Origin of the sequence: Wolbachia endosymbiont (group B) of Camptogramma bilineatum, from assembly GCF_947251825.1 — a bacterium.
In the GTDB taxonomy this organism is placed as follows: Bacteria; Pseudomonadota; Alphaproteobacteria; order Rickettsiales; family Anaplasmataceae; genus Wolbachia.
Genome location: NZ_OX366391.1, coordinates 34,725 through 58,798 on the forward strand (window position 1 = coordinate 34,725; position 24,074 = coordinate 58,798).

The window sequence follows — 24,074 nt, forward strand, 5'->3', positions numbered from 1 at the left end:
TGTCCAGAATTCCAGATATTTGACCTTTACTTTAGCTAATAAAAACCAACTGGTACCTGCGGTTTTTATAGCTACGTTTCTCAAACAAGTTTCAAATGAATAGATTTCTTGCATAACTGGAATTCAAAAGTTGATGTCATTCTAGCGCGTGACGCTAGAATCCAGTCCTTTTGTGCAAAAAACGTTGTAAAGTGTTTACCAACTTAGTTGGATCCCAGTGGGCTTTGTTGCATCGCTCAAGTGAAAAGAACTGGAAGTTACTGACAAAATTCATTATAAAACAGCCATTTAACTGTTGAAGAAAAAATATGCCACAGAAAATGAAAGTCAGTAACCAAAACGAATATAACAAATTCCTTGAAAAAAGGGGGAATATTTTTCGTTACATCGATGAAGCTATCGAAAATTGGTATGAAAATAGTCCAAAAATGCAGGGCGGCAACTATATTTATAGTGATAAAGTTGTGATTTTGGTGCATATAATCGTTAATCTTTTTAGAATTGGCTTAAGACAAACAGTCGGGTTTATAAAAGGGTATTTGCAACAAATAGGAAAAAATTTGCAGCTATTCACAAGCATCAAAAAAAACTTAATATTAAGATAAATGATTGCAGGATTGATAAAAGCAACATGAAAATATTGAAATTATCATAGATAGCACAAATTTACAGTAACACTCCTGGCCACAGTAAGGAAAGCAGTGCAGATAGAAAGTACCGAAGCTACGAGCAAGTAAGAAAGTTACATGTTATGTTAAGTGTGAATAGTAAAAAAGCCATAGCTGCAAGATACAGTAATGGCGTCTACTCTGACCACTTGCGATTTGCTTGAAGAAGTTAATTTTCAGCACAAAATAAAAGCATTATATGCAGATAGGGCATACGATAGGCAAAAACTTTATAAATTGTGTAAGAAATACGATATAAAGACAAAAGTTCTACCAAAAAAGGATGCAGCAGAACATTCAAAAATAGATTATATGTCTGACAGAAATGCTGCTATTAGGTTAATAAAATTATATGGACAAGATGGTGTAAAAGAGTGGAAAAAGGAAGCAATTTATGGAAAAAGATCTTACATGGAAGGATTTTTCTCAAGGTTGAAGCAAGTATTTGTTTAGGAATAAATCTGAAGTAAATCGTGAAAAAGAATTACTAATTAAGTGCTATTTGCTCAACAAATTCACTGGTATTGGTATGGCTAAATTTGAAATCATTACATAAATTTGTCGTAAACCATCACTGCTTAAGGTGCTATGAAACAAAGCCATCCCAGTGTCAGCTACTCTGATGACACCAAAGGGGCACTTGGATAGAGGCTACTTGAATAACACCATCATAAGGTGAAACTAGATTCCAGTGTCAAGCACTGGAATGACATAATCTGCTATGCAATTTACTTTCAAAAATAAACGTTCCAGAATTTCCTTCTGCTGTCATGACATCTCATTGAAGATCAAGATTTTGAATGATTTTAATGAGATGTTCTATAAAAGTGATGAGTTTGTATAATAAATATTATTATATAATATATTAATTGACTAATGGTATAAATTATTCTATTATTAAGATATATAGTTAATATCTTAATAAACAATATGCCAAAATATGTTAATCGCATTGCTCAATCTATTGTATTAAAAGTCTATACTGATAAGGAACATCCTAGAGTTAAAGTGTTTTGTAAAACTGAAGATAGAGAAGATGGACAAGTTGAAACAAGACTCTCAAAACAGGAAATTGCGGAGTTTTTAAATCAATTTGCCAATAAAGGAAAGCACCAAATTTCTATCAGTAAAAATGTAGAACAAGGTATAATTAAAGATATAGAAGGTATACGTAGAGAAAATGGTAGATATGTATACAAAGCACCGGATTTATCAGCTGAAGAACAATATAATAAATTATTTGAAAGTGAGAAAGCTATTCAATTTAATTTGAATACTTTTATGTCAGATAGTATATCTAAAATTGTACAATTAAAAGATAGATTTGAAGAAATTTTAGATTTTGATACCAAAAAATGGCTATGTCACTCATTAAGTTACTTTATTACTTTTGTAAAATTAGAGAATAGGCAAGATTTTGTTGCATTTCTCGAGTCTGATAATATTATATCTGAACAAGATTTTATGAATTATATTGATGAAAAAAAAGAACAAACGAAAAAGTTATTAATGATGCAATTTTTATCGCAATTCTTACCTATTCTTGATATTCAGAGCATTGAAAAGCGAGAAGGAGATCAATTTTATTATGATGACATAATATATAAGGAATTAAATAATAATTTATCTTCAACAGAACTATGGATCTATACTGAGCAAGAACAAATCAAATGTGCGTTAAATGATGTGAAGATAGGATGCTACTTAGAATTTAGTTATTTTTGCTATGCTTGTAATGAAGAAGATGTCATTGAGGATGAGGGGCATTCTATGTTGGTGTATAAAGCAGAGAATGATAAATACATATTTTTTGACTCTAATAAAGGAGCGGTTGGCTTTTGTCCTGATACAGGAGCTGCTAATTTTACATTAGAGGAAGTTTGTAGGGTAATGGAACTTGCTGTAAACTATTATTCATATGATATGTATATTAAAAATTTTGCAGATTATTGCGAAGTTCATATTGGACTTAGAAATGCAACACTGATTTCAAAGAAAGCTGAAAAACTTTATGAAACAACAGAAAGAACAAATTCAAAAATAATTGATATATCAGTTGATAAAGGTATGAATAAATTGTTGCTCACACCTGCAAGTCTGTGAAAGGACATAACTCGATCTTTTTGGCTATTTACCAAGTATAGACATCAGCTCATTCCATTCTCTTTTACCAATGCCACTTTCTTCTCTCGTAACATTTTCTCCTTTTATTAGCTTGCGAATTATTTCAAGACCAGTTTTTGAAATGCAGGCTGATTTTAGCGAGTATTCAACAAAAGCATTATAGGCCAGCGGGACCCATTTCTTTACTATGTCCAACATAACTTCTGCATAGACTCTAATTTCATATTGGGCGTGCTGATCAGCTCTAAGCCTTAAAAAGTGAAGAAGGTTGTGTAAATCTATTTTCCAATAAAACTGAGTATAGTAATTAAGTGTTAGATTAGTTCGGGCAATTTCTCTTGCAAGGCCCTGTTCAATAAATTTCTCATAATGAGAATATACTAAATTAGAATCATTTATTAGAGAATCTATTATTTCTTTTGAAGTACTTGAGTCAAAAGCTTCACCGCTGCCTTGTTTATTATTATCAGATTGTTTTGCAACCTGTTCTGGTATATAAAATTCATTATCAAGTATCGAATACCTTCCGGAATATTCATTCACATTTGCAGTTCTGTGTCTTATCCACTGTCTTGCAATAAAAATTGGAAGTTTCACGTGAAACTTAATTTCACACATTTCAAATGGAGTTGTATGATGATGCCTCATCAAATACTTTATAAGCGCCTCATCTTGATTTATCTGTTTCGTTCCCTTTCCATAAGAAACGCGAGCAGCTTGAACTATGGCGCTATCAGAGCCCATATAATCAATTACTCGAACAAATCCATGATCTAATACTTTATGTTCTTCGTATAGAATGTCCTCTATTTCTTTTACTGTAGCTCGCTTAGTTGTCTCATTCATAATATATCCTCAAGATGAAACGAAAATATCAGCCCCGCATGAATTGAGTTTTTCGTGCATTGCTTCATAGCCTCTCCATAAATGATGTGAGTTATTTATTGTAGTTTCTCCTTTAGCTACCAAAGAAGCGAGAATTAAAGCTGCTGTTGACCTTAAGTCATTAGCATGCAGATTAGCTCCAGATAGGCTCTTTGTTCCACTTATAGTAGCTTTACTTTTTTCGATGCTGATATTAGCGCCTAATTTTCTTAGCTCATTTGCATGTGCAAATCTACTTTCAAAAATGTTCTCTTCAATGATTGATATTCCATCTGCAATGCACATTGCAGACATTAGTTGTGGTTGCATATCACTGGGAAAGTTGGGGTATGGATTTGTTGCAACGTGAGCAGATTTAATAGAGCCATTTTTTCTAGAAATAATAATACCATCATCATGTAACTCAACTCTGGCTCCTATAGTCTTCAATTCATTTGCAATACATTCTATATCAGACAAACTTACTCCTTCTAACTTTAGCTCGCCGTCGGTAATGATAGCAGCCAAAGCATAAGTACCGGCCTCTATGCGATCTGGTATTATTTTATGCTCACACCCATTTAATGCTTCAACACCTTCTATTGTGATTTTTGTATTATTAACTTCAATATTGGCACCCATAATCTTCAGAAACTCTATTAAATCAAGAACTTCCGGCTCGATTGCAGCATTGTTTATTATTGTTACTCCCTCTGCAAGTGTTGCTGCCATTATTATATTTTCTGTTGCACCAACACTTACTTTTTCAAATGTTATTTCTTTGCCTTGCAATTTCCCCTTTGTTGTTGCAGTTATATTACAGCTATCAATTTCAATTTTAGCTCCCATTGCTTTAAGTGCCTTAATATGAATGTCAACAGGACGTTTTCCAATATTACATCCACCAGGAAATACTGTTGAAACTCTACCAAATCTGCTGAGCATTGGACCTAGCATTAAAAAAGATGCTCGCAGTCTGCTTGCAATTTCATGTGATATTAAATAGTTATTGATATTGCTACAGTCAATTTCCAAAGTGTGATTTGCTTTATAGTCTTTATTGCATATAAAATTTACTTCTGCACCAAGACTCTTAAGCAGCTCAGACATCAAATGCACGTCAATTAAATCAGGTACGTTATGCAAAGTTATTGAAGAATTACTAAACAAGCTTGCCGCCATTATTGGCAAGACGGCATTCTTTGAACCATTAATCTTGATTTTTCCAATCAAGGGCTTATGGTTACTTCTTACTAATATTTTATGCATTTAATCAAGCGATAGAACTTATCAAGTAAGTATAATAGGTTAGCGGTAAAAGGCAAAATTTTGCTTTTTCTTCTTCTGTCATTCGAGTAGCTGACACTAGGATCCATTTCTTCATCATCATCAAAATGTTATATTTCAACATTACTTTTATGCTGCCAATTTAACTGGATTCTAGTTTCAGCTACTCGAATAACATTTTCGTAGTCGATTCAAAATAGCATAATTAACTACACCTTTCCAAAGATGAGAGACGCGTTGGTACCACCAAAACCAAATGAATTAGAAAGCGCATATTGAATTTTATGCTCTTGAGCTTTAAATGGTACAAAATTTAAATCACACCCTTCTGAAGGTTTGTGTAGGTTTAAAGTTGGTGGAACAATTCCATTGTTTAATGCAAGGATACTAAATATTGCTTCAACACTTCCTGCGGCACCAAGTAAATGTCCTATAGAAGATTTAGTCGAGGAAACAGGTATTTTATAGGCATAGTCACCGAATAACTGCTTCATTGCTATTACTTCTATTTTATCTCCAAGCGGTGTCGATGTACCATGTGCATTGATATATCCAATTTGACTTGGGCTGATTTGTGCATTCTTTAAAGCAAGCTCCATTGCCTTAAATGCGCCTCTTCCTTCTGGATGAGGTGCTGTGATATGATGTGCATCTCCTGTTAGTCCATATCCAGTGAGTTCCGCATATATTTTTGTTTTTCTTTTTTTTGCATGTTCATACTCTTCCAGCACTAATATACCTGCTCCTTCGCCCATGACAAATCCATCACGTTCTTCATCCCATGGCCTTGAGGATTCTTCAGGATTATCATTGAATTTAGTTGATAACGCCTTCATCGATGCAAAACCTGCAATTCCAACTCTGCATAACGCACTTTCTGCTCCGCCTGCAATCATAATGTCAGCTTCACCGAGTTTTATAGCTCTTGCTGAGTTTATAATCGCATGCGCACCTGTTGCACATGCAGTTACCGCTGAGTCATTTGGACCTATAAATTCGTATTTAATAGAAATATGACCAGATATCAAATTTATTAGACTTGCAGGAACAAAAAATGGGCTAACACGTCTAGGCCCCTTCTCCTGCATGGTAATTACATTTTCCTGAATTGATGGAAGACCACCTATACCAGAACCAATAGCTACACCTATTCGCTCTTTATTAATATTTTTATTTTCCAAAATTAGTGAATCATCTACTGCCTGAATAGCAGCTGCAACGCCGTAGTGAATAAAGCGATCTGTTCTTTTTAGATCTTTCTCAGAAATATAATCTAATGGATTGAAATAGTTCTCAATATCATCAGATTGCATTGGAACTTGCCCTGCAACTCTGCAAGCAAGATCAGAAGAATCAAACCTATTTGTATCAATTGCTTTGATGCCAGATTTACCTTCTTTCAGCTTTGACCAGGTGTTATTAACATCTGCTGCTAGTGGAGTAATTAAGCCAACACCGGTAACTACTACTCTTCTGCTCATTCAACATCAATTGTTTGCTTTGTTTACTACATATTCAACTATCTGTTCCATAGTTTCCATTTTTTGTGCATCTTCATCAGGAATCTCTATACCAAATTCTTCTTCAGCTGCCATGATTATTTCAACTGCATCTAAACTATCTGTGCCATGGTCTGAAAGCTTTGAAGAACTACCAAATCTCTCTACATCCTTACTGATGTGCTCTAGTATAATCTTCTTTACTTTTTCTTCTATATCTTCCCTAGTGCTTTTTGCCAATTCGCTCATTTCTTACTAAAAAATAACCTATTCTCTGATGTTATAAGAAATTTCGATGTTTGCAATAGCTTTTATGATTATATAAACTATTAAAAACTTCCTATCTCTTAGCACTCGATAGTTAATAAATTTAAAAATGCTAGACGAAACAACAAAAAATTTGCTTGTTGTAGAAGTGAATAAGCTCTTACCTGAAAATAGCGAGAATAAATTTATATCAGCTATGCGTTATGTGCTTCTTGCTCCTGCAAAACATATACGTTCTTTTTTAGTTATAGCATCTTCGTCGATATTCAACATAAAGGTTGAAAAAGCAATAACAGCAGCAGCAGCAATTGAATTTATTCATGCTTACTCTCTAATTCACGATGATCTACCATGCATGGATAATAGTGACACTCGAAGAGGCCAGCTGAGCTGCCACAAAAAATTTGGTGAAGCAATAGCAGTACTGGCCGGAGATGCATTACTTACCCTGGCTTTTGAGGTATTATCTTCGTTAAATTGTGAGATCATCAAAGTGCTCTCTCAAGCGATAGGAGTTAGGGGAATGGTGGGAGGACAGATTTTGGATATAGATGCAGATTTGAATAAAATAAAGGAAATTCATTTGATGAAAACTGCAAAACTATTTGCAGCTTCATGCGAAATAGGGGCTATAATAGGCAATGCTACAACCAAGGAGCGGAGAGCGTTATATAACTATGGAATAAATCTGGGGCTTATTTTTCAAGCTAAGGATGATATTGAAGATTATGAGCAAGATAAAACAAACAATTTAATGTCCGTGCTTGGCAAAAATGAAATGGAAAACTATATAGATAGTCTCTTTAAACAGGCCTCAGATAATTTAAGTACGCTTTCAGGGAATACTAATGATTTATATGATTTATTGAATCAAGTAAAAAAAGATGGTTAAAAAAATTATATTACAAATATTTATCTTTCTAGTAATGGTTCTCACTTTAGCTTCTGTTTTTATAATCACTATTGTTTATATAAATAAAGATAAACCGGAAAAAGAGGACAAGCTTTACGAGATAAATGCCACACATGATGGTTTAACACAGACAATAGCACGTTATCTAGTAAAGCCCATACTTGAATCAGCACTTGATCGCTATATTGAAAAGCATGGGCTAGCAGAATATTTAGAAGAAATAACACAGCAAAAGGAAGAAGAGACGATAAAATTTTATGAAATTACTGAAGGCAGCGGCAGTAAGGCTTTCTGTGGCCAAGAAGTCCTGCTACAAATGTACAAAATATCCAACAATCTGGCAGCATTACCAAGTCAAGTCTCTGATATTACTCTGAGAATAGGTGAAAAAGAAGTGAGTTTAGGGGTAATAGGTATGAAAGAAGGTGGAGAGCGTGTAGTTACTATTGCCGCTGATGACAACAAAATGAGTTTTAACTCTTATTACATCAAACTGATTGAAGTAAAAGATAAATATCCTGATTCAGTAAATAACCTAATGATTTTTAATGACTTAATTAACAAAACTAGAAAACAAGTAAAGTGTGGTGATGAGATATCGGCTCAATATAGCATAAAGAGATATAATGGTGAGTATATAGTCAAAGATCAAACAGTGCAGTTTAAAGTTGGTGACAGAAAAATGCCGCTTGCTATAGAACTTGGAGTTGTGGGAATGAGAGCTGGTAATAAAAGAACAGTTCTTTCTCCACCTGATCTTTTAACTGATGTGTTAACAAAAGGCATAGATTGTGATATTGCAATAATTGATTTAAGCTTGAATTCTACTATTGAAAAATAGCTTAAAGAATTACGAAGTAAGAAAAAATAAAACTTCTTGAGTGCTATATATTACTTAAAGAAAAAGTTTCTTCTAAAGTATAAACTTAGATAAATCAAGCTGCTTTGAAATTGATTCAAGCTTATCTCTTACGTGCTTGCTATCTATAACAAATTTCTCATTATTTTTTTCAGAAGCGATAAAACTTATTTCATCTAAAAGCTTCTCCATGACAGTATGAAGTCTTCTTGCACCTATATTTTCTACTTCTCTATTAACTGTAAAAGCTATTTCAGCTATAGTTTCTATACCATCATCAGTAAACTCAAGTGTTACATTTTCCGTTTTCATTAAAGCTATGTACTGTTTTAACAAACTAGATTCTGGTTCCTTTAATATTTTTATTAAATCCTCTTGAGTAAGTGCCTTAAGTTCCACTCTAATTGGCAATCTACCCTGTAATTCTGGTAAAAGATCGGATGGTTTAGACAAATGAAAAGCACCAGATGCAATAAATAATATATAGTCTGTTTTTACGGTGCCATACTTAGTTGAAACAGTTGTTCCTTCAAGTAGTGGTAACAGATCACGTTGCACTCCTTCTCTGTTGACTTCACCTTTTATTTCTGTACGTGCTGCAATTTTATCTATTTCATCCAAAAACACTATACCTTCATTGCTAACAAGATCAATCGCTTCTTTGATTATCTTGTCTTCATCCATTAACCTTTCGCTTTCTTCATTAATCAATATTTCACGCGCTTCTTTCACTTTAACTGTAATAGTTTTTGTTTTTTTGTTCCCATTAAACATCTTACCCACTATTTCTGTTACGTTCATCACGCCAATTTGCCCACCTGGCATACCAGGTATATCAAAAGTGGGTAGCATACCCTTGCTCTCCCTGACGTTAATAGAAACTTCTCCATCTTCAAATTCCTTATTTCTCAGTCTTTCTCTGAAAACTTTTTTGCTTTCCTCGGTTGCATCTTCACCAACCATGGAGTTGACTATTATCTTTTCAGCCAAACCTAAAGCTTTTTTAGTTAAGGCTTTACGTGCTTTTTCCTTAACTAAAACTATTGCTGCATCAACTAAATCACGTATTATCGAGTCAACATCACGTCCAACATATCCTATTTCAGTAAATTTCGTTGCTTCAACTTTTATAAAAGGTGCACCAGCAAGCTTTGCTAAACGGCGAGCTATTTCAGTTTTACCAACTCCCGTATGGCCTATCATGAGTATATTCTTAGGTATAATCTCTTCACGTAGTGGAAGTGGGACTTTATTTCGACGCCAACGATTTCTGAGTGCAATAGCAACAGCGCGCTTTGCGTCATTCTGTCCGATTATAAATCTATCCAACTCTTTAACTATCTTCTGTGGTGGTAGATCATCTAATAAAGCTTGTGAGCTTTGGATGCTGCTACTTTCTGTACCTTCATTTTCATAGAGGCCGTTTTTTTTATTGCAGTCATCATTATTATCAGATTGACCTACTACAGGTTGACCAGAAGAATTGGTACACAAAGTTCTTGACATATTACTCCTTTATTTTTTCGATAATTAGATTATGGTTTGTATAAACACATATATCGGCAGCTATCTTCATAGCCTTTTTTGCAATCTCCTCTATTGATATTCCTTCAACGTCAATCAAAGCTTTTGCTGCAGATAAAGCAAAATTTCCTCCAGAGCCAATGGCTGCAATGCCATCTTCAGGTTCAAGAACATCACCCGTTCCTGTAATGACCAATGAAATGGACTTGTCTGCCACGATCATCATAGCTTCTAATTTTCTTAGATATTTATCCATTCTCCAGTCTTTTGCAAGTTCAACACATGCCCTCATTAACTGTCCTGGGTGCTTATCAAGTTTAGATTCTAGCCTTTCGAAGAGAGTAAATGCATCAGCTGTTGCTCCAGCAAAACCGGCAATTACGGAATCACCAGAAAGACGCCTAACTTTTTTTGCTCCAGATTTTATAACGGTATGGCCTAGCGAGACTTGCCCATCACCTATTACTACTACATTTTTGTCTCTTCTAATTGACAGTATAGTAGTACCATACATTTTACTGCTGTCATGATGAATCATTTTTTTGTTATTTTAATTCGTTATATTATATTAAGATTATAACTTATAATATAGTACTTTTCTTATAACATTTAAAGTGTAGATGCAAAACATAATTCATCCAAATCTGGAAAAAGATATAAATAATTGGTTCGAAACAAAATTTAATGGTTTTACATTACCATTTTATAGCTCCATAGATCTTAGGAATTCAGGCTACAAAATTGCCCCAGTGGACGCTAATTTATTTCCTGCAGGGTTCAACAATCTAAGTGAGACATCAAGAGCAACAGCAGCAAAACTAATAAAAAGTTATTTTGAAACAAAACAATATAAAAAGACTCTTATAATACCGGAGAATTACACACGAAATAAAATGTATATAGAAAACGTATTTGTTATAGAGAAAGTACTGCAACTCGCAGGTTTTGAAACTAGAATTGGCCTCTTTCATAATGAAACGTACAATTTAATAGAACAGTATGAAACTGTTGTGAAAGAAAACTCTTTGCTGAAGACAACTTCAGGATTTGTGCCTGATGTGATTATACTGAACCGTGATATGACGAGCCACATTCCAGACACGCTAGAAAACGTAAAACAAGAGATAGTGCCAAGTCCATTATATGGCTGGCACAGTAGGCAGAAATTTCAATATTTTGAAATCTATCAAAAATTAGTGTCCGAATTTTGTGGCGAATTTAAAATGGACCCATGGCTTATTTCTGTGCTTACAGAAAGCTGTAATGGAGTTGACTTTAATGATGATTCATCACTAGGAGCAGTAGCGACTAAAGTTGACCAAATATTATCTCTAGTGCAAAAAAAATATGAGGAATATGAAATAAAAACACAACCTTACGTTTTTATCAAAGCAAGCAATGGCACATATGGAATGGGCATTATAACAGCAACAAGTGGAAAGGAAATATTAAATCTCAATAAAAAAAAGCGTCATAAAATGAAAAAGATAAAAGAAGGAATAGCAATCAATAGTGTTATTATACAAGAAGGTGTACCAACTATTGACATATTTAAAAGTAGTTCTGCAGAACCGCTAATATACTATATAGGAGATACTCCAACATGTTACTTATACCGATGTAATAGCAGGAAAGATGTATATTCTAGCTTGAATTCCACTGACTGTGAATTTTATGACATCAGCCAAGAAAATAAAACTCTGCCACTTTGGAACATTGTTAGCAAATTAGCAGTGCTAGCATTGGCAGTAGAAATTAAGTCTTTTCATCTCGAATAATTACTTTCTACAATGCTGCCGCCATTATGCTGAATATGGTGAGCGTCATCAAATCCAGTAGAAGGATCAGTACCATTATTAGGTTGATTGACAAACTTATCGATGTTTGATACTAGATATGCTATACTTAGTATCAAACTGACCGTAACAGTTAAGTTGAAATTATAGATTATGCCACCACCCAAGTCTATCGGTATAGTTGCAATTTCCATTCTTTTTAATATGAAGCTTAACAAGCCCAATGACAAAGTGAATGTGCTAAACATAACATTCTTCTTGCATTTAGCAAGCTCAGCTTCACATTTCGTAAGTTCGTCATCACCCTTTTTGTATTTTTTACATGCTTCTTGATATTTTTTATGCACTTCCTTATATTCTTCGCACTTATAATAACAGCTTGCGAATTCTGAAAATAGAAATAGAACTGCTGATGTTAAGCTAATATAACTTATTACATCCTTGTTGTTTCTAGCTAAGAAATGAATGATTTTTGCCTGCATCAATATTCCTATGATACAGCTTGCCAAGTACGCTGAGTTACCTACAACCTGTATTGGTTTTTCAGGTTTATTTTCCTCTTCACCATTCGCAGGTTTCTTAGATTTATATCCAGCTAAATTGAGACCAAAATGAAGAGCAAATATTATTGATGTTGGTAGTTTTATGAACTTAGAAATATCTAATATAGTACAAATATTGGATCTGTTGTTATCAATAAACTCGCAACAGAATTGCAATGAAATTTTACACAATATGCCTGTTAAACCTACTGCAATACAATACATCTTTCTAATATCATGATTGTGAACATCATGTATACTTTCTATAAATGTATTTGGCTTACCTTTTGGCATAAGTAGATAATAAAATAATAACTTTTTAATATTATACTATAAAAATCTAAAAAGAAAAGTGCTATAAATCAGTACTTTGAGAGTGATCTAAACATAAATCGGCCAAGCACTTGATAAATAAGAGATCAGTACTGAGAGTTGGTACGCGAAAGTAATATCCGTCTTTGATAATTGCTTTATACTCTATATCAAGTTCAACCAGTGTTTCAGAATGCTCAGAAACAAAAGATATAGGTGATAAAACTACAGGTATATTATCGTCTTTCGCGCGTGATAGCTCACTTTCAGTGCTAGGCTCCAACCATTTTACAGGGCCAACCTTACTCTGATAACATATTCCCCAATCAAGATCTTCAATATTCAATTTTTTTACTATTAATTTTACTGTTTTTTCTATCTGTGAAGCGTAAGGGTCGCCTTTTTTAATGATACTAAGAGGTAAGCTATGAGCCGAGAATAGGACTCTTGGCTTACCGATTTTGCTAGCTAATTTATAATATTTAGACGTCAGATTAACATGAGCTTCAATAAAGTCTTCATTGTCATAATAATGGTGAATTGTTTTTGTGTTACATTCCAGTTTGGCATTTTTTTGCCAATTCTCGATGGATGATAGAGTTGTGGTGGTTGAATATTGCGGATATAGTGGTAACAGAATGATTTCGTCAGGGTCGAATTGCTTTACGCTTTTAACAACTTCATCAGCAAATGGATGCCAATAACGCATGCAGATGAATATCTTATATACATGGTTTCCATTTTTATTTAATTTTAGTTCTAAAGCATCAGCTTGTGCTTTCGTATTCTCCAAGATTGGCGATTTACCTCCAATGTGCTCGTATATTTCTTGTGCAGTACTTTCTCGCCTTTTGGAGATAAACTTTGCTAAAAGGAAGCGAAAAGGATTTGGTAGATTTATTATTCTTTTATCGTAAAAAAGATTAAATAAGAAAGGACGGACCGCACTTAGTGAATCAGGTCCGCCTAGGTTAAATAAGATTACTGCCTTCTTCACTGACAGCACCTTTCTTCAGGTTTGCCTATAAAATCAGCTACACACTCATCAAGTTTAGTTACAGGCACTAAATTTCTTACACTGGCATACAATAGATGAGCAGATCTCTTCATGTTACTCTGTGTAGATGCAAAGCCTCTATCGAAAACCACATCAACACAAAAACTTGGCACTGCTTCAAGAAGTTCAACAGCAGCCAAAGATATCATTATGCAGCTTTGTAGAGCCTTCAGAAAAATCGTAAGGGGGAAAAGTAAAACCTTAACAAAAAGAGAGGGAGGACTTTCATTCATTAGTTGTCCTGGATTAGGAGAATTATATTCAATATGCTGTCTGTTTTTATCAAAGATAGGAAATTTTATAGTGTCTTTCTTAAATTCCTGCTCTATTTGTTCCTCGGTATAATTTTCATTATTAGTCATTTTTTTCAATAACTTTTCACGCAAGTAAAAGGTTCTCACAACAAAACATGTTGCAACCATCAGTGCAGCACATATAAGCGCACAATGCATGAGGTTCATCCCACCTATCATAGATGGTAATGCAAGACAAACAAATGGCACTATGATAGCCATTTCGAAAAATGGAATAGTATTCCTTTTTATTGCAAAAACAGCGCCTTCTTTTAATTTTGTATTATTGTGTAAGCTATACTCTAAATAACTCAAAAATGCCAAATTAAAAGTTAAAAATCCTTTTGTCCCACAAAAAATTGATGACTTGAATTGATTAACCCATTCTTTAGCAGTAAGTGTAGTTTCAATTGATTGTTTAACATTAGGATCGACTGGTTTGTTGTTTTTTTTATTACAACACCCCATAAAACACCTCCTTGATGGTTTATTCTTAACTATAAGTGAAAAATTGCTTTTATCAAATCAAAGTTTATAATAAAATAAATCTATAAATATACGATCTTAATATAAGGGAATGATATGGCAATTGAGAGAACACTTTCGATATTAAAACCTGATGCAGTAAAAAATAATATTACAGGCAGTATAAATTCTTATATTGAAAAATCTGGACTAAAAATTATAGCACAAAGAATGATGATGCTGACAAAAAAACAAGCAGAGCTGTTTTATGAAATTCATAAGGATAGGCCTTTTTTTGGAGAGTTGGTGGAATTTATGACTTCTGGGTCTGTGATAGTTCAAGTTTTAATCGGTGAAAATGCAGTCAGTAAATACAGGCAAATCATGGGTGCTACAGATCCAAAGCAGGCAGATAAAGGTACAATTAGGGGTGATTTTGCTGATGATATTAGTGAAAATAGAGTGCATGGTTCTGATAGTCTAGAGAATGCTCATAGAGAAATAGCTTTCTTTTTTGCTGAATGTGAATTGGTGTAGTTTTACTTTTTTACATATTAAATTCCTGAATTTTATGTTGAACTGTATAATATTAGCCCAATTTTTAGTTTAAGCAATATTAAGGGAAAGCTTTTTCATGCACAGTATAGATAATATTTAAAATGGATCATGTTGTTAACGCTTATAATAGATCTGAAGCTTCTATAGTTAGAGGAGAAGGAGTATATCTCTTCGATAAGGATGGTAAAAAATATTTAGACTTTGCTGCAGGAATTTCTACAACCTCTCTAGGGCATTGTCATCCATACATTACAGATAAACTGAAGGAGCAACTGGATTCATTATGGCACTGCTCTAATATTTTTACTATTCCTCAGCAGGAAAGGCTTGCTCAGCGTTTAACAGAACTTACCTTTGCCGATAAAGTTTTTTTCTGCTTAAGTGGACTTGAAGCAACAGAAGCTGCAATTAAATTTATTCGCCGCTATTTCTACTTAAATGGACAAGAAAAGCGCAGTCACATCATTACAATTGAAGGAGGTTTTCATGGCCGCAGTATTGCTGCAATTTCAGCTGGGGGAAATGAAAAATCACGCGAAGGTTTTGCTCCACTCCTTTCTGGTTTTGATAAAGTTCCAAGAAATAACATTGAAGCATTAGAAAAGAAAATCAATAGCGAAACAGCTGCCATATTTTTAGAGCCCATACAAAGTGAAGGCGGAGTACATCCATTGGACGTAGAGTATCTTAAAAAAGTAAGAGAGATAACAAAAGCTCAAGGAATAATTTTATGCTTTGATGAAGTGCAATGCGGATATGGACGGATTGGCTCTCTATTTTACTATCAAAATATAGGAGTTGAACCTGATATGCTCACTTGTGCGAAGGCTATGGGTAATGGGTTTCCTCTGGCTGCATGTTTAGTAAAAGATTATATAGCAGAAGCAATCACTCCAGGAACTCATGGGTCAACTTATGGAGGTAATCCACTTGCTATGACTGTTGGTAATGCAGTACTCGATGTAATGCTAAAGGAAGGCTTTTTTGACCATGTTAAGAAGGTCAGTAAATATCTAAAAGAAAAGTTATTGCCTTTGACTGAAGAATTTCCGAAGATCGTTTCAGAAGTTCGTGGGGAGGGTTTATTGATAGGGATAGAGCTTAGAGTACCGTTGGCTGATAAAATTGTTAAACAATCTCTTGACAAAGGCTTAATAATGACTAAAATTATTAAATAATAGGGTAATAAGAATAACTCCTCCACTTGTTGTTGAGAATATGCATGTGAATGCAGTGTGTGATATATTTTATGATTTATTTTTTTTATATTAAAGATATATAGACTTGCAAATGCTTATTACAACATATAAAATCAACTCTGTTTCTATATCGCAATAACATCATACTTTAATGGATTGGTTATTGATTTCAGTATTGTCAGCAATTTTTTTCTTATTGATTTTATCGTTTTTGTTCTCAGGAGCAGAAATAGGGTTAACCTCAATTAGCCGATCCCGAGTGAATAAACTAAAGCTAGAAGGTAACAAAAAAGCCAAGATAATAGAGCTTTTGTTAGGTAAAAAAGAATTAACAATAGGAACAATATTACTGTGTAATACAATTATTAACATTACTTGCTCTGCTTTATTTACAGTAATATTTATAAATTCTTTTGGGAGTGAGGGCATATTTCTTTCAACATTCATGATGACGTTTTGTATTTTGCTATTTTGTGAAGTTTTACCAAAAACTTACGCCATGCAAAATCCTGAAAAATTTACATTACTTTCTGCTTATTTTATGCTGTTTTTTGTCAAGGTTCTTTCTCCATTGACATTAGGCATTCAGTTTATTGTCAATATCATTCTGAAGTTATGTGGGCTTCATAAGAATAGGGAGGTAATATCTGCAGCAGATGCAATGCGTAATATGATTACTCTTCACCGCAGTGAGGGCACTATGTTACAACAGGATTTAGATATGCTAAATAGTATACTTGATTTGGCTGAGACAGAAATATCACAAATTATGACCCACAGGAGAAACTTATTTTCTCTTGATATAGATCGAAATAAAGAAGAGTTAATAAGAGAGATTTTAACCAGTAGCCATAGCAGAGTACCTTTATGGCAAAAAGAACCAGATAATATTGTTGGAGTGGTTCACGTGAAAAATCTAATAAATGCCTTGCGTGAAAAGGATAATAAAATAGAGATTGCCAAAGTTATGTCAAAGCCTTGGTTTATACCAGAAAGTACGCCACTCAGTGTACAACTTCACAACTTCCGTAAAAACAGGAAACACCTTGCATTTGTTATTGATGAGTATGGAGCACTACAGGGAATCGTAACTCTTGAGGATATACTGGAAGAAATAGTTGGAGAAATTTCAGATGAACATGATTTGATCACAGAGAATTTTATAAAAAAGATATCCGATAATATGTATCACATAGAAGGAAAATCTACTATTAGGGATATTAATAGACAGTTACATTGGGATCTTCCTGATGAAGAAGCTACAACTCTAGCAGGTATGATTGTAAACGAGATAGAGCGCATTCCTGAAGAAAATGAAGAGTTTTCCATGTACGGTTTTTACTTTAAGATTTTAAAAAAAGATAAAAATATTATTACTATGATTGAAGTACAAGTAAAAACTGATAATACTGTAGTAGCAATTAATTAGTTGGGTTCTATGGAAGATACAGTAAAAATAACGGCTGAAGATTTGAAGAGCTATATAGAGAGAATCGAAAAACTTGAACAAGAAAAGAGGGATGTGCAAGATCACATTCGTGATGTATATGCAAAAGCTGCAGATGAAGGTTGGGATATAAAAGTGATGAAACAGATTATTAGGCTAAGAAAGATGGATGATGATGACAGGGAGGAACAGGAAATATTACTTGATACCTACAAACGTGCATTGGGAATGAATTACGAAGGTGAATAGTAGGATTGTAATTGGAATAAGTGGAGCATCTGGTTCTATTTACGGTGTACGGATTCTAGAGGCACTAAAAAATACCAATCATGAAACTCATTTAGTGATCAGCAGTGCTGGAAAAATAACTATAGCTCATGAGATTAAAGAAAAACTTGAAGATATTATGTCGCTTGCAGATTTTTACTATTCTGAAGAAAAAATAGGAGAAAAAATAGCAAGCGGCTCATTTAAAACCTCAGGTATGGTTATTGCTCCATGTTCTATGAAAACAATGTCTGAAATAGCATCGGGGGTGACTTCCAATCTATTAACAAGGGCTGCAGATGTAACTCTAAAAGAAAGAAGAAAATTAGTTCTTATGGTGCGAGAATCTCCACTACATCTTGGACATCTCCGAAATATGTTAAAACTAACGGAGATGGGAGCAATTATTGCTCCGCCGATGCCTGCTTTTTATATTAAACCAAAATCTTTGGATGATATTGTAAATCATGCTGTTGGTAAAGTATTGAATTTATTTGATATCTCATTACCTGACTTCAAGGAGTGGCAAGGAAATGTCAATTATTATTAACGGTAAAAAAATAGCAAATGATCTCTGTGAGGAGCTATCAAAAAAAATTGATATTTTAAAGAAAGAGTATAATGTTTTTCCTTGTCTTAAAGTAATTCTTGTGGGTAGCAATCCAGCAAGTCAGGTCTACGTTCGTAATAAACAAAGAAAAGCAGAATCAATAGGCATAAGTTCTGAAACTATTGTTTTGCCTGATAGTATCTCAGAAGATGAATTGATTGAAAAAGTTAATACATTAAATGAAGATTCATCTGTGCATGGAATTTTAGTTCAGTTGCCTTTGCTAAAGCACATCAGTGCAAGCAGGATAATTAATACAGTAAGTGTTGAAAAAGATGTAGATGGCTTTCATGATGAGAATGTTGGCAGGTTAGTTAAAGGTGAAAAAAATTGTCTGATACCTTGTACTCCCAAAGGTTCTTTGCATTTAATTAAGTCAGTTGAAAATAATCTGTCCGGTAAAAATGCGGTAATCATTGGCAGATCAAATATTGTGGGTAAGCCAATGTTTCACCTATTGTTGCAAGAAAATTGCACTGTTACCATCTTGCATTCACAAAGTAGGGATTTAGCTGATTATTGCTCTAAGGCGGATATAGTAGTTGCAGCAGTTGGAAAGCCAAATTTTGTTCAACCAGATTGGATAAAAAAAGGTGCAATAGTGATTGATGTTGGCATAAATAGCATTAACATAGGAAATCAAAGTAAGCTTGTGGGTGATGTTGACTTTGAGGGAGTAAAAGAAAAAGTCAAAGCTATTACTCCAGTGCCTGGTGGAGTTGGCCCGATGACAATAGCATTTCTTATGATCAACACTGTAGTTGCTGCTTGCTTACAGCGGGAAGTTGATCCTTCTGATTTCATTAATTGAGGGCATAAGAAAAATAGATACCCGTCTCTAGATAATAACATCGAATTTTTATCCAAATAGCAAACCTCTTTGCAGGATTATCTTATTCACTACAAGAAATATGCAATTTAGAACATTAAAAATTATAACGTATGCCTACTTCTATGATTGCATCTGGTATTTGTACTGGTGGCTTGAAGGCACTTAATTGCCCACTTGCAGCAATAGCAACTGTAGCAACTATCTGCGGAGTAAATTCATAATCAACACCTACCTTTAGTTTATAGGAAATAGAACTCAGTATTTTGTCTACTAAAGATGGATCAGACGTTTTATCAGCAGCTAGTAGAGCTGGAGCTTCTTGACTCTCTTCTTCCTCTTCCCTTCTATTATCGTTTTTTCCACCACCTTTACTCACAATTTCACCTGAATTACCACTATCTGAAACATTTTTGACTGTAGTTTTACCTGTACTACTGCCACCGAAGCCAAAAGAAGGCAATACTTGGATATATCCACCCAGTCCTATACTGGCATATAATTTAATGGGATCAATTTCAAGATCAGGATAGTAACGGTAATTCGCCAACAAGCTAGCTCCTACTTTCCTTTTTTGTTTATCAGTTATATCACTTATGTTGGCAAGAACCTCAAGTTCAAATTTAGAATTTTTGTCATAATTATAACCAAAAACAACGCTAGGTTTCATTTTAAAAATATCACCCCATCCAGCACCAAAGTTTAAACCTACATAGTACTGATCTTCGTACCGATCTTCGTACCGATCTTCTAACTCACTTGCATTACTACTAGCTGTACTTGCTAAAGATGAAGCAAGCAATATAGCAAACAATTTTTTCATTTTCATATTACTCATATGTAACATTCCTTAAAACATACTAAAATAAGTGTTCAAACATGCTAGCAGCAAGTTTTGAGCATTGCTTATGGTTACACCTAAACATGTACACAATGCCATCCAGCATTAAAAACTATAACGTACTCCTACTTCCAGCATCGCATCTGGTATTTGTTTTGCTTTTAAACCACTCAGTTGCCCGCCTACGGTTAAAGCAGCTGTACCAACTATCTGTGGAGCAACTTCATAATCAACACCAACCTTCAGTTTGTACGAAATAGCACCCAGTATTTTATCTAGTGTTTCAGTGCCAACAATGTCAAAAGGATATACTTGTAGATGTCCTCCTAAACCTCCACTGACATATAGTTTCACAGGATCAATGTCAACGTCAGGATAATAACGGTAATGTGCTAATAAACTAGCTCCCATTTTCTTGGTTGCCTTACCAAACATATCACTTACGTCGGTGAGAATCTCAAGTTCAAACTTAGAGCTTTTATCATAATTATAACCAAAAACTAAGCCAGGTTTTATTTTTAATCCAGTACCCCATCCACCACCAAAGTTTAAACCTGCGTAGTACTGCTCTTTTGCACTATTACTAGCTGCTTTATTACTAGCTGCACCTGCTAGAGATGAAGTGAGCAACACAGCTAAAACACACAATCCTTTTATTTTCATATAACTACCCATACAAAAAAATATATAATGCACAAGTATATATCCTTTATATTAAAAAAGATATAATCTCATATCAAAAAAAGTATACCTACGAAATTAGGGACATGCTACTCAAAATTTTTATATAACTATGTTTACTACCTTATTTGGTACAGCATATATAGTGCGAATTTTGCTTTGATCGATTCTATTGGATACAGAACCTGTTGCTATTTTCTTCAATTCTTCTTGAGGTAAATCAGTTGCCACTTCAATGGTCGCACGTAACTTTCCATTGATCTGCACTGCTACAGTTACCATATTATCAATTAGTAGTGATTCATCAGCTTTTGGCCAAGGCTTTAGATATAGCATACCTTTGCCTCCTATTTCTTGCCATAAATTTTCAGCCAGGTGTGGCATGAATGGCTCAATTACTCTGATTAGTATGCATATACCTTCATCAATAAGAGATTTTCCAGTTTTTACGTCTATTTCAGCTATTAAATTTGTCATTTCACGAAACTTTGCTACCACACAGTTTAATCTGCAGTTTTCCAAGTCATCTGTAAGTCCGTGTAAGAGTTTGTGGATTTTTTTTCTGTACTCTAGGAGTTTACCTACAATGTTTTCATTATCATAGTGTATGTTTACGGGCCTAAGTTGCACTACCATACGCCACAATTTATTTATGTAGCGAAAACAACCTTCCACGCCATCATCAGACCATTCCATATCTTTTTCTGGGGGGGTATCGGATAATACAAACAAACGAGCAGTATCAGCACCGTATTTTTCTATGATAAAGTTTGGGTCAACTGTATTCTTCTTTGACTTACTCATCTTTTCGACTTTTCCAACTTGGATCTTAGCACCCTTCGCAATCAACTCTTTTGCTTCTTCGGGAAAGAGCCATTTGCCATTCTCATCTTTATAAGTTATATGGCAGACCATTCCTTGAGTGATTAAAGTAGAGAAAGGCTCTTTAACGTCAAAATAGCCACATTTAGTTAAAGCACGGCAGAAAAACCTTGAGTAAAGCAAATGTAGAATTGCATGTTCTATTCCACCTATGTAATAATCAACAGGCATAAAACGATTACAAGTATCTTTATTAATCGATTTATTTTCACTGCAAAATGCAGCAAAATACCAAGAAGATTCAAAAAAAGTGTCAAATGTATCAGTTTCACGTTCTGCTTGCTTTCCGCACTTTGGACAATCAACAAATTTCCAGGTTGGGTGCTTATCCAGGGGATTACCACCACTTGTAAATTCTACATCCGTTGGTAGAACAACAGGGAGGTCTTTTTCTGGAACTGGAACAATTCCACAATCTTTACAATGTATAATAGGTATAGGACATCCCCAATAACGTTGCCTTGAAATTCCCCAATCGTGTAGACGATAGTTTATTGTTTTCTTACCTATTCCTTTTTCTTCAAGTTTTTTTATGATTACTTTTTTTGCCTCATTAATCATTAGTCCGTTTAAGAATTCAGAATTGAACATCACTCCATCACCGAAGTACGGTTCTTTTAAGATCTCTGTGGTCTCTTCACAAACTACAGGAATAATCGGTAAACCATACTTCTGTGCAAATTCAAAATCACGCTGATCATGTGCAGGGCAACCAAAAATCGCACCTTCTCCATACTCTATCAACACAAAATTCGCTATATAAATTGGTAATTCCTTGTCGAGAAATGGGTGCCTGACGTTCAGTCCAGTGTAAATTCCAATTTTTTCATCATTCTCCCCCTTTGCCTTCATATTACCAATAAAGTCTCTTATTTCTTTGTCTTTAAGGTCTTGTACAATAGGGTGCTCTGCTCCTACTGCAAGAAAAGAAGCTCCAAATAAAGTATGAGGAGAAGTTGTAAAAATCTTTAACTTCTTATTTAAGCCAACTATTTCAAAATCTATAGTTGCCCCTTCAGATTTTCCTATCCAGCGCTCTTGCATAGTTTTGACTTTTTCTGGCCAATTTTTTAAACTTTGCAGACAATGAAGCAAATCTTCAGCAAAATCAGTAATCTTTAAAAACCATTGGAATAACTTACGTTTTTCAACAACTGCACCTGATCGCCATCCTTTTCCATCAACCACTTGCTCATTTGCAAGCACTGTTTGGTCCACTGGATCCCAATTAACCCACGACTCTTTTCGATAGGCAAGACCATGCTTTAAAAAATCCAGAAAAAATTTCTGTTCGTGTTTGTAATAATCAGGCTCACATGTGGAAAGCTCGTGATTCCAATTGTAGGAAAGACCTATAGATTTTAGCTGTGCACGCATATTGTCTATATTCTCTTTTGTCCACGCCGCAGGGTTAATATTATTGTCCCTTGCTGCATTTTCAGCTGGTAATCCAAACGCATCCCAGCCAATTGGGTGCAAAACCTCAAATCCATGAGCTCTCTTGTAACGTGCTATAACATCTCCTATTGCATAGTTACGCAGGTGCCCCATATGAATCTTACCAGATGGATATGGAAACATTTCCAACACGTAACATTTCTTCTTTTTACTATCTTTGCTTACAGAAAAATCCCACTTATTTTGGTAGAATTTTTCAACGTTTTTAAAATCATATTTCATAAATTCAATCACAGTTTATATGTACTAAAGGATCGACTGCTTGACCATTATGCCTTATTGTGAAACACATCTGCGGATCTTTATCTTGTGTGCTTGATTTACCTGCAGATCCAATTACTTGACCTTGTTTTACTTTATCACCAATTTCAACTTGTATGTTTTTTAAATAGGAGTACATAGTCATGTAATTATCTTTATGTTCCACTATAATTAAATTTCCGTACCACCTCAGGCCTTTGCCTACGTATATTACTTTGCCAGGTGCAGAAGCAATAACCTTTGTTCCACTTTGAGCAGTAATTTTTATGCCATCTTGACATATTTTATCAGAAGAGGTAACTGCACCTTTAACCGGTATTACAAATTTACACATGCTTTGTGCATTATTGTTATATACCTTATCTACAAAGGCTTTTCTACTTTCTTTTCGCAGCGAAGAATCAACATTTTCTTTAATCAAATGATACTCCCTTGTGTACTCTAGGTCTCTTTTCCCATAAAATTCTTCGCCTTTAAGTAGTACAGGTGCAGGTTTTTGCAGGCCACAGCTTATCAGTATTGCTGATAATATAAAGAACAAGGCTATACGACACATACACTTATCTCTAGA

General features: G+C 34.3%; 24 protein-coding genes and 1 pseudogene. 11 read left to right on the forward strand and 14 right to left on the reverse strand.

All coding sequences use genetic code 11. The features are described 5' to 3' along the window. Nucleotides 1-308 precede the first annotated feature (308 nt). Together OPR44_RS08810 and OPR44_RS00210 are read left to right on the forward strand one after the other, a co-directional pair. A pseudogene (locus tag OPR44_RS08810) lies at nucleotides 309-1,224 on the forward strand (IS5 family transposase). 374 nt (nucleotides 1,225-1,598) lie between these two features. Continuing rightward, entirely contained in the window at nucleotides 1,599-2,771 is a 1,173-nt protein-coding gene (locus OPR44_RS00210) for a hypothetical protein (RefSeq protein ID WP_265014982.1), read from the forward strand. Between the two features lie 24 nt (nucleotides 2,772-2,795). Here the strand turns inward: OPR44_RS00210 and thyX are convergent, their stop codons facing one another. The 5 genes from thyX to acpP all read right to left on the reverse strand — a co-directional run bounded on the left by thyX (nucleotide 2,796) and on the right by acpP (nucleotide 6,691). Next, nucleotides 2,796-3,638, reverse strand: a complete 843-nt coding sequence (thyX, locus tag OPR44_RS00215; protein WP_265014983.1) for an FAD-dependent thymidylate synthase — start codon at nucleotides 3,636-3,638, stop codon at nucleotides 2,796-2,798. A 9-nt stretch (nucleotides 3,639-3,647) separates the two neighbouring features. Beyond that, complete coding sequence (gene murA, locus OPR44_RS00220; protein ID WP_265014984.1) at nucleotides 3,648-4,925, reverse strand: UDP-N-acetylglucosamine 1-carboxyvinyltransferase; 1,278 nt, start codon at nucleotides 4,923-4,925, stop codon at nucleotides 3,648-3,650. Nucleotides 4,926-4,929: 4 nt separating this feature from the next. Then, a complete protein-coding gene (locus OPR44_RS00225; protein ID WP_265014985.1) occupies nucleotides 4,930-5,067 on the reverse strand; it encodes a hypothetical protein in 138 nt (45 codons plus the stop codon). Nucleotides 5,068-5,152: 85 nt separating this feature from the next. Beyond that, complete coding sequence (gene fabF, locus OPR44_RS00230; protein WP_265014986.1) at nucleotides 5,153-6,424, reverse strand: beta-ketoacyl-ACP synthase II; 1,272 nt, start codon at nucleotides 6,422-6,424, stop codon at nucleotides 5,153-5,155. A gap of 6 nt (nucleotides 6,425-6,430) precedes the next feature. Then, nucleotides 6,431-6,691, reverse strand: coding sequence for an acyl carrier protein (gene acpP / locus OPR44_RS00235; RefSeq protein WP_264375139.1), 261 nt, complete (start codon nucleotides 6,689-6,691; stop codon nucleotides 6,431-6,433). A gap of 127 nt (nucleotides 6,692-6,818) precedes the next feature. On the opposite strand from acpP, the gene OPR44_RS00240 reads away from it, so the two are divergent. Continuing rightward, on the forward strand, nucleotides 6,819-7,601 hold the full coding sequence (locus OPR44_RS00240) for a polyprenyl synthetase family protein (RefSeq protein WP_264375138.1): 783 nt from the start codon (nucleotides 6,819-6,821) through the stop codon (nucleotides 7,599-7,601). Continuing rightward, entirely contained in the window at nucleotides 7,594-8,463 is an 870-nt protein-coding gene (locus tag OPR44_RS00245; protein ID WP_264375137.1) for an FKBP-type peptidyl-prolyl cis-trans isomerase, read from the forward strand. Before OPR44_RS00240 ends, OPR44_RS00245 begins: the two co-directional genes overlap by 8 nt. Before the next feature lie 72 nt (nucleotides 8,464-8,535). Here OPR44_RS00245 and hslU read toward each other — a convergent pair whose 3' ends face one another. Then, on the reverse strand, nucleotides 8,536-9,987 hold the full coding sequence (gene hslU / locus OPR44_RS00250; RefSeq protein WP_264375136.1) for an ATP-dependent protease ATPase subunit HslU: 1,452 nt from the start codon (nucleotides 9,985-9,987) through the stop codon (nucleotides 8,536-8,538). Between the two features lies 1 nt (nucleotide 9,988). Beyond that, complete coding sequence (gene hslV, locus OPR44_RS00255) at nucleotides 9,989-10,543, reverse strand: ATP-dependent protease subunit HslV (RefSeq protein ID WP_026092657.1); 555 nt, start codon at nucleotides 10,541-10,543, stop codon at nucleotides 9,989-9,991. An 82-nt stretch (nucleotides 10,544-10,625) separates the two neighbouring features. Here hslV and gshA point away from each other — a divergent pair, with 82 nt between their 5' ends. Beyond that, nucleotides 10,626-11,783, forward strand: coding sequence for a glutamate--cysteine ligase (gshA, locus tag OPR44_RS00260; RefSeq protein ID WP_265014987.1), 1,158 nt, complete (start codon nucleotides 10,626-10,628; stop codon nucleotides 11,781-11,783). Here gshA and OPR44_RS00265 read toward each other — a convergent pair. From OPR44_RS00265 to OPR44_RS00275, 3 genes are all read right to left on the reverse strand, one after another. Continuing rightward, entirely contained in the window at nucleotides 11,771-12,637 is an 867-nt protein-coding gene (locus OPR44_RS00265) for a hypothetical protein (RefSeq protein WP_265014988.1), read from the reverse strand. The genes gshA and OPR44_RS00265 overlap by 13 nt on opposite strands. Nucleotides 12,638-12,698: 61 nt before the next feature. Beyond that, nucleotides 12,699-13,652, reverse strand: a complete 954-nt coding sequence (gene hemH, locus OPR44_RS00270; protein WP_265015473.1) for a ferrochelatase — start codon at nucleotides 13,650-13,652, stop codon at nucleotides 12,699-12,701. Further along, on the reverse strand, nucleotides 13,649-14,473 hold the full coding sequence (locus OPR44_RS00275) for a hypothetical protein (protein ID WP_264336351.1): 825 nt from the start codon (nucleotides 14,471-14,473) through the stop codon (nucleotides 13,649-13,651). The genes hemH and OPR44_RS00275 overlap by 4 nt, the downstream gene beginning before the upstream one ends. 114 nt (nucleotides 14,474-14,587) lie before the next feature. On the opposite strand from OPR44_RS00275, the gene ndk reads away from it, so the two are divergent. The 6 genes from ndk (at nucleotide 14,588) to folD (ending at nucleotide 19,362) form a co-directional block, all read left to right on the forward strand. After that, nucleotides 14,588-15,007 (forward strand): nucleoside-diphosphate kinase, encoded by a 420-nt coding sequence (gene ndk, locus OPR44_RS00280; protein ID WP_149168695.1) that lies wholly within the window; start codon nucleotides 14,588-14,590, stop codon nucleotides 15,005-15,007. Between the two features lie 122 nt (nucleotides 15,008-15,129). Continuing rightward, nucleotides 15,130-16,206, forward strand: coding sequence for an aspartate aminotransferase family protein (locus OPR44_RS00285; RefSeq protein WP_265014989.1), 1,077 nt, complete (start codon nucleotides 15,130-15,132; stop codon nucleotides 16,204-16,206). A 172-nt stretch (nucleotides 16,207-16,378) separates the two neighbouring features. Then, nucleotides 16,379-17,656: an HlyC/CorC family transporter gene (locus OPR44_RS00290; RefSeq protein WP_029237684.1), complete on the forward strand. Its 1,278-nt coding sequence runs from the start codon at nucleotides 16,379-16,381 to the stop codon at nucleotides 17,654-17,656. Nucleotides 17,657-17,665: 9 nt separating this feature from the next. Continuing rightward, the gene (locus OPR44_RS00295; RefSeq protein WP_006014634.1) at nucleotides 17,666-17,923 is read left to right on the forward strand and encodes a DUF2312 domain-containing protein; all 258 of its coding nucleotides are present in this window, start codon (nucleotides 17,666-17,668) and stop codon (nucleotides 17,921-17,923) included. Continuing rightward, a complete protein-coding gene (locus OPR44_RS00300) occupies nucleotides 17,916-18,491 on the forward strand; it encodes a UbiX family flavin prenyltransferase (RefSeq protein WP_264377496.1) in 576 nt (191 codons plus the stop codon). The genes OPR44_RS00295 and OPR44_RS00300 overlap by 8 nt, the downstream gene beginning before the upstream one ends. Then, nucleotides 18,475-19,362, forward strand: coding sequence for a bifunctional methylenetetrahydrofolate dehydrogenase/methenyltetrahydrofolate cyclohydrolase FolD (gene folD, locus OPR44_RS00305; RefSeq protein ID WP_265014990.1), 888 nt, complete (start codon nucleotides 18,475-18,477; stop codon nucleotides 19,360-19,362). The genes OPR44_RS00300 and folD overlap by 17 nt, the downstream gene beginning before the upstream one ends. Nucleotides 19,363-19,477: 115 nt before the next feature. Here folD and OPR44_RS00310 read toward each other — a convergent pair whose 3' ends face one another. From OPR44_RS00310 to OPR44_RS00325, 4 genes are all read right to left on the reverse strand, one after another. Continuing rightward, the gene (locus OPR44_RS00310; RefSeq protein ID WP_265015474.1) at nucleotides 19,478-20,209 is read right to left on the reverse strand and encodes a cell envelope biogenesis protein OmpA; all 732 of its coding nucleotides are present in this window, start codon (nucleotides 20,207-20,209) and stop codon (nucleotides 19,478-19,480) included. Nucleotides 20,210-20,326: 117 nt separating this feature from the next. Then, nucleotides 20,327-20,884, reverse strand: coding sequence for a hypothetical protein (locus OPR44_RS00315; protein WP_264686849.1), 558 nt, complete (start codon nucleotides 20,882-20,884; stop codon nucleotides 20,327-20,329). 120 nt (nucleotides 20,885-21,004) lie between these two features. Beyond that, a complete protein-coding gene (gene leuS, locus OPR44_RS00320; protein ID WP_265014991.1) occupies nucleotides 21,005-23,464 on the reverse strand; it encodes a leucine--tRNA ligase in 2,460 nt (819 codons plus the stop codon). A 4-nt stretch (nucleotides 23,465-23,468) separates the two neighbouring features. Continuing rightward, the gene (locus tag OPR44_RS00325) at nucleotides 23,469-24,059 is read right to left on the reverse strand and encodes a murein hydrolase activator EnvC family protein (RefSeq protein WP_007302156.1); all 591 of its coding nucleotides are present in this window, start codon (nucleotides 24,057-24,059) and stop codon (nucleotides 23,469-23,471) included. Between the last annotated feature and the right edge of the window lie 15 nt (nucleotides 24,060-24,074).

What these genes read in the sequence shown, in the direction of transcription:
- OPR44_RS00210 (WP_265014982.1), top strand. Translation starts at nt 1,599, where the DNA reads ATGCCAAAATATGTTAATCGCATTGCTCAATCTATTGTATTAAAAGTC.
- thyX (WP_265014983.1), bottom strand. Translation starts at nt 3,638, where the DNA reads ATGAATGAGACAACTAAGCGAGCTACAGTAAAAGAAATAGAGGACATT.
- murA (WP_265014984.1), bottom strand. Translation starts at nt 4,925, where the DNA reads ATGCATAAAATATTAGTAAGAAGTAACCATAAGCCCTTGATTGGAAAA.
- OPR44_RS00225 (WP_265014985.1), bottom strand. Translation starts at nt 5,067, where the DNA reads ATGTTGAAATATAACATTTTGATGATGATGAAGAAATGGATCCTAGTG.
- fabF (WP_265014986.1), bottom strand. Translation starts at nt 6,424, where the DNA reads ATGAGCAGAAGAGTAGTAGTTACCGGTGTTGGCTTAATTACTCCACTA.
- acpP (WP_264375139.1), bottom strand. Translation starts at nt 6,691, where the DNA reads ATGAGCGAATTGGCAAAAAGCACTAGGGAAGATATAGAAGAAAAAGTA.
- OPR44_RS00240 (WP_264375138.1), top strand. Translation starts at nt 6,819, where the DNA reads ATGCTAGACGAAACAACAAAAAATTTGCTTGTTGTAGAAGTGAATAAG.
- OPR44_RS00245 (WP_264375137.1), top strand. Translation starts at nt 7,594, where the DNA reads ATGGTTAAAAAAATTATATTACAAATATTTATCTTTCTAGTAATGGTT.
- hslU (WP_264375136.1), bottom strand. Translation starts at nt 9,987, where the DNA reads ATGTCAAGAACTTTGTGTACCAATTCTTCTGGTCAACCTGTAGTAGGT.
- hslV (WP_026092657.1), bottom strand. Translation starts at nt 10,543, where the DNA reads ATGATTCATCATGACAGCAGTAAAATGTATGGTACTACTATACTGTCA.
- gshA (WP_265014987.1), top strand. Translation starts at nt 10,626, where the DNA reads ATGCAAAACATAATTCATCCAAATCTGGAAAAAGATATAAATAATTGG.
- OPR44_RS00265 (WP_265014988.1), bottom strand. Translation starts at nt 12,637, where the DNA reads ATGCCAAAAGGTAAGCCAAATACATTTATAGAAAGTATACATGATGTT.
- OPR44_RS00275 (WP_264336351.1), bottom strand. Translation starts at nt 14,473, where the DNA reads ATGGGGTGTTGTAATAAAAAAAACAACAAACCAGTCGATCCTAATGTT.
- ndk (WP_149168695.1), top strand. Translation starts at nt 14,588, where the DNA reads ATGGCAATTGAGAGAACACTTTCGATATTAAAACCTGATGCAGTAAAA.
- OPR44_RS00285 (WP_265014989.1), top strand. Translation starts at nt 15,130, where the DNA reads ATGGATCATGTTGTTAACGCTTATAATAGATCTGAAGCTTCTATAGTT.
- OPR44_RS00290 (WP_029237684.1), top strand. Translation starts at nt 16,379, where the DNA reads ATGGATTGGTTATTGATTTCAGTATTGTCAGCAATTTTTTTCTTATTG.
- OPR44_RS00295 (WP_006014634.1), top strand. Translation starts at nt 17,666, where the DNA reads ATGGAAGATACAGTAAAAATAACGGCTGAAGATTTGAAGAGCTATATA.
- folD (WP_265014990.1), top strand. Translation starts at nt 18,475, where the DNA reads ATGTCAATTATTATTAACGGTAAAAAAATAGCAAATGATCTCTGTGAG.
- OPR44_RS00310 (WP_265015474.1), bottom strand. Translation starts at nt 20,209, where the DNA reads ATGAAAATGAAAAAATTGTTTGCTATATTGCTTGCTTCATCTTTAGCA.
- OPR44_RS00315 (WP_264686849.1), bottom strand. Translation starts at nt 20,884, where the DNA reads ATGAAAATAAAAGGATTGTGTGTTTTAGCTGTGTTGCTCACTTCATCT.
- leuS (WP_265014991.1), bottom strand. Translation starts at nt 23,464, where the DNA reads ATGAAATATGATTTTAAAAACGTTGAAAAATTCTACCAAAATAAGTGG.
- OPR44_RS00325 (WP_007302156.1), bottom strand. Translation starts at nt 24,059, where the DNA reads ATGTGTCGTATAGCCTTGTTCTTTATATTATCAGCAATACTGATAAGC.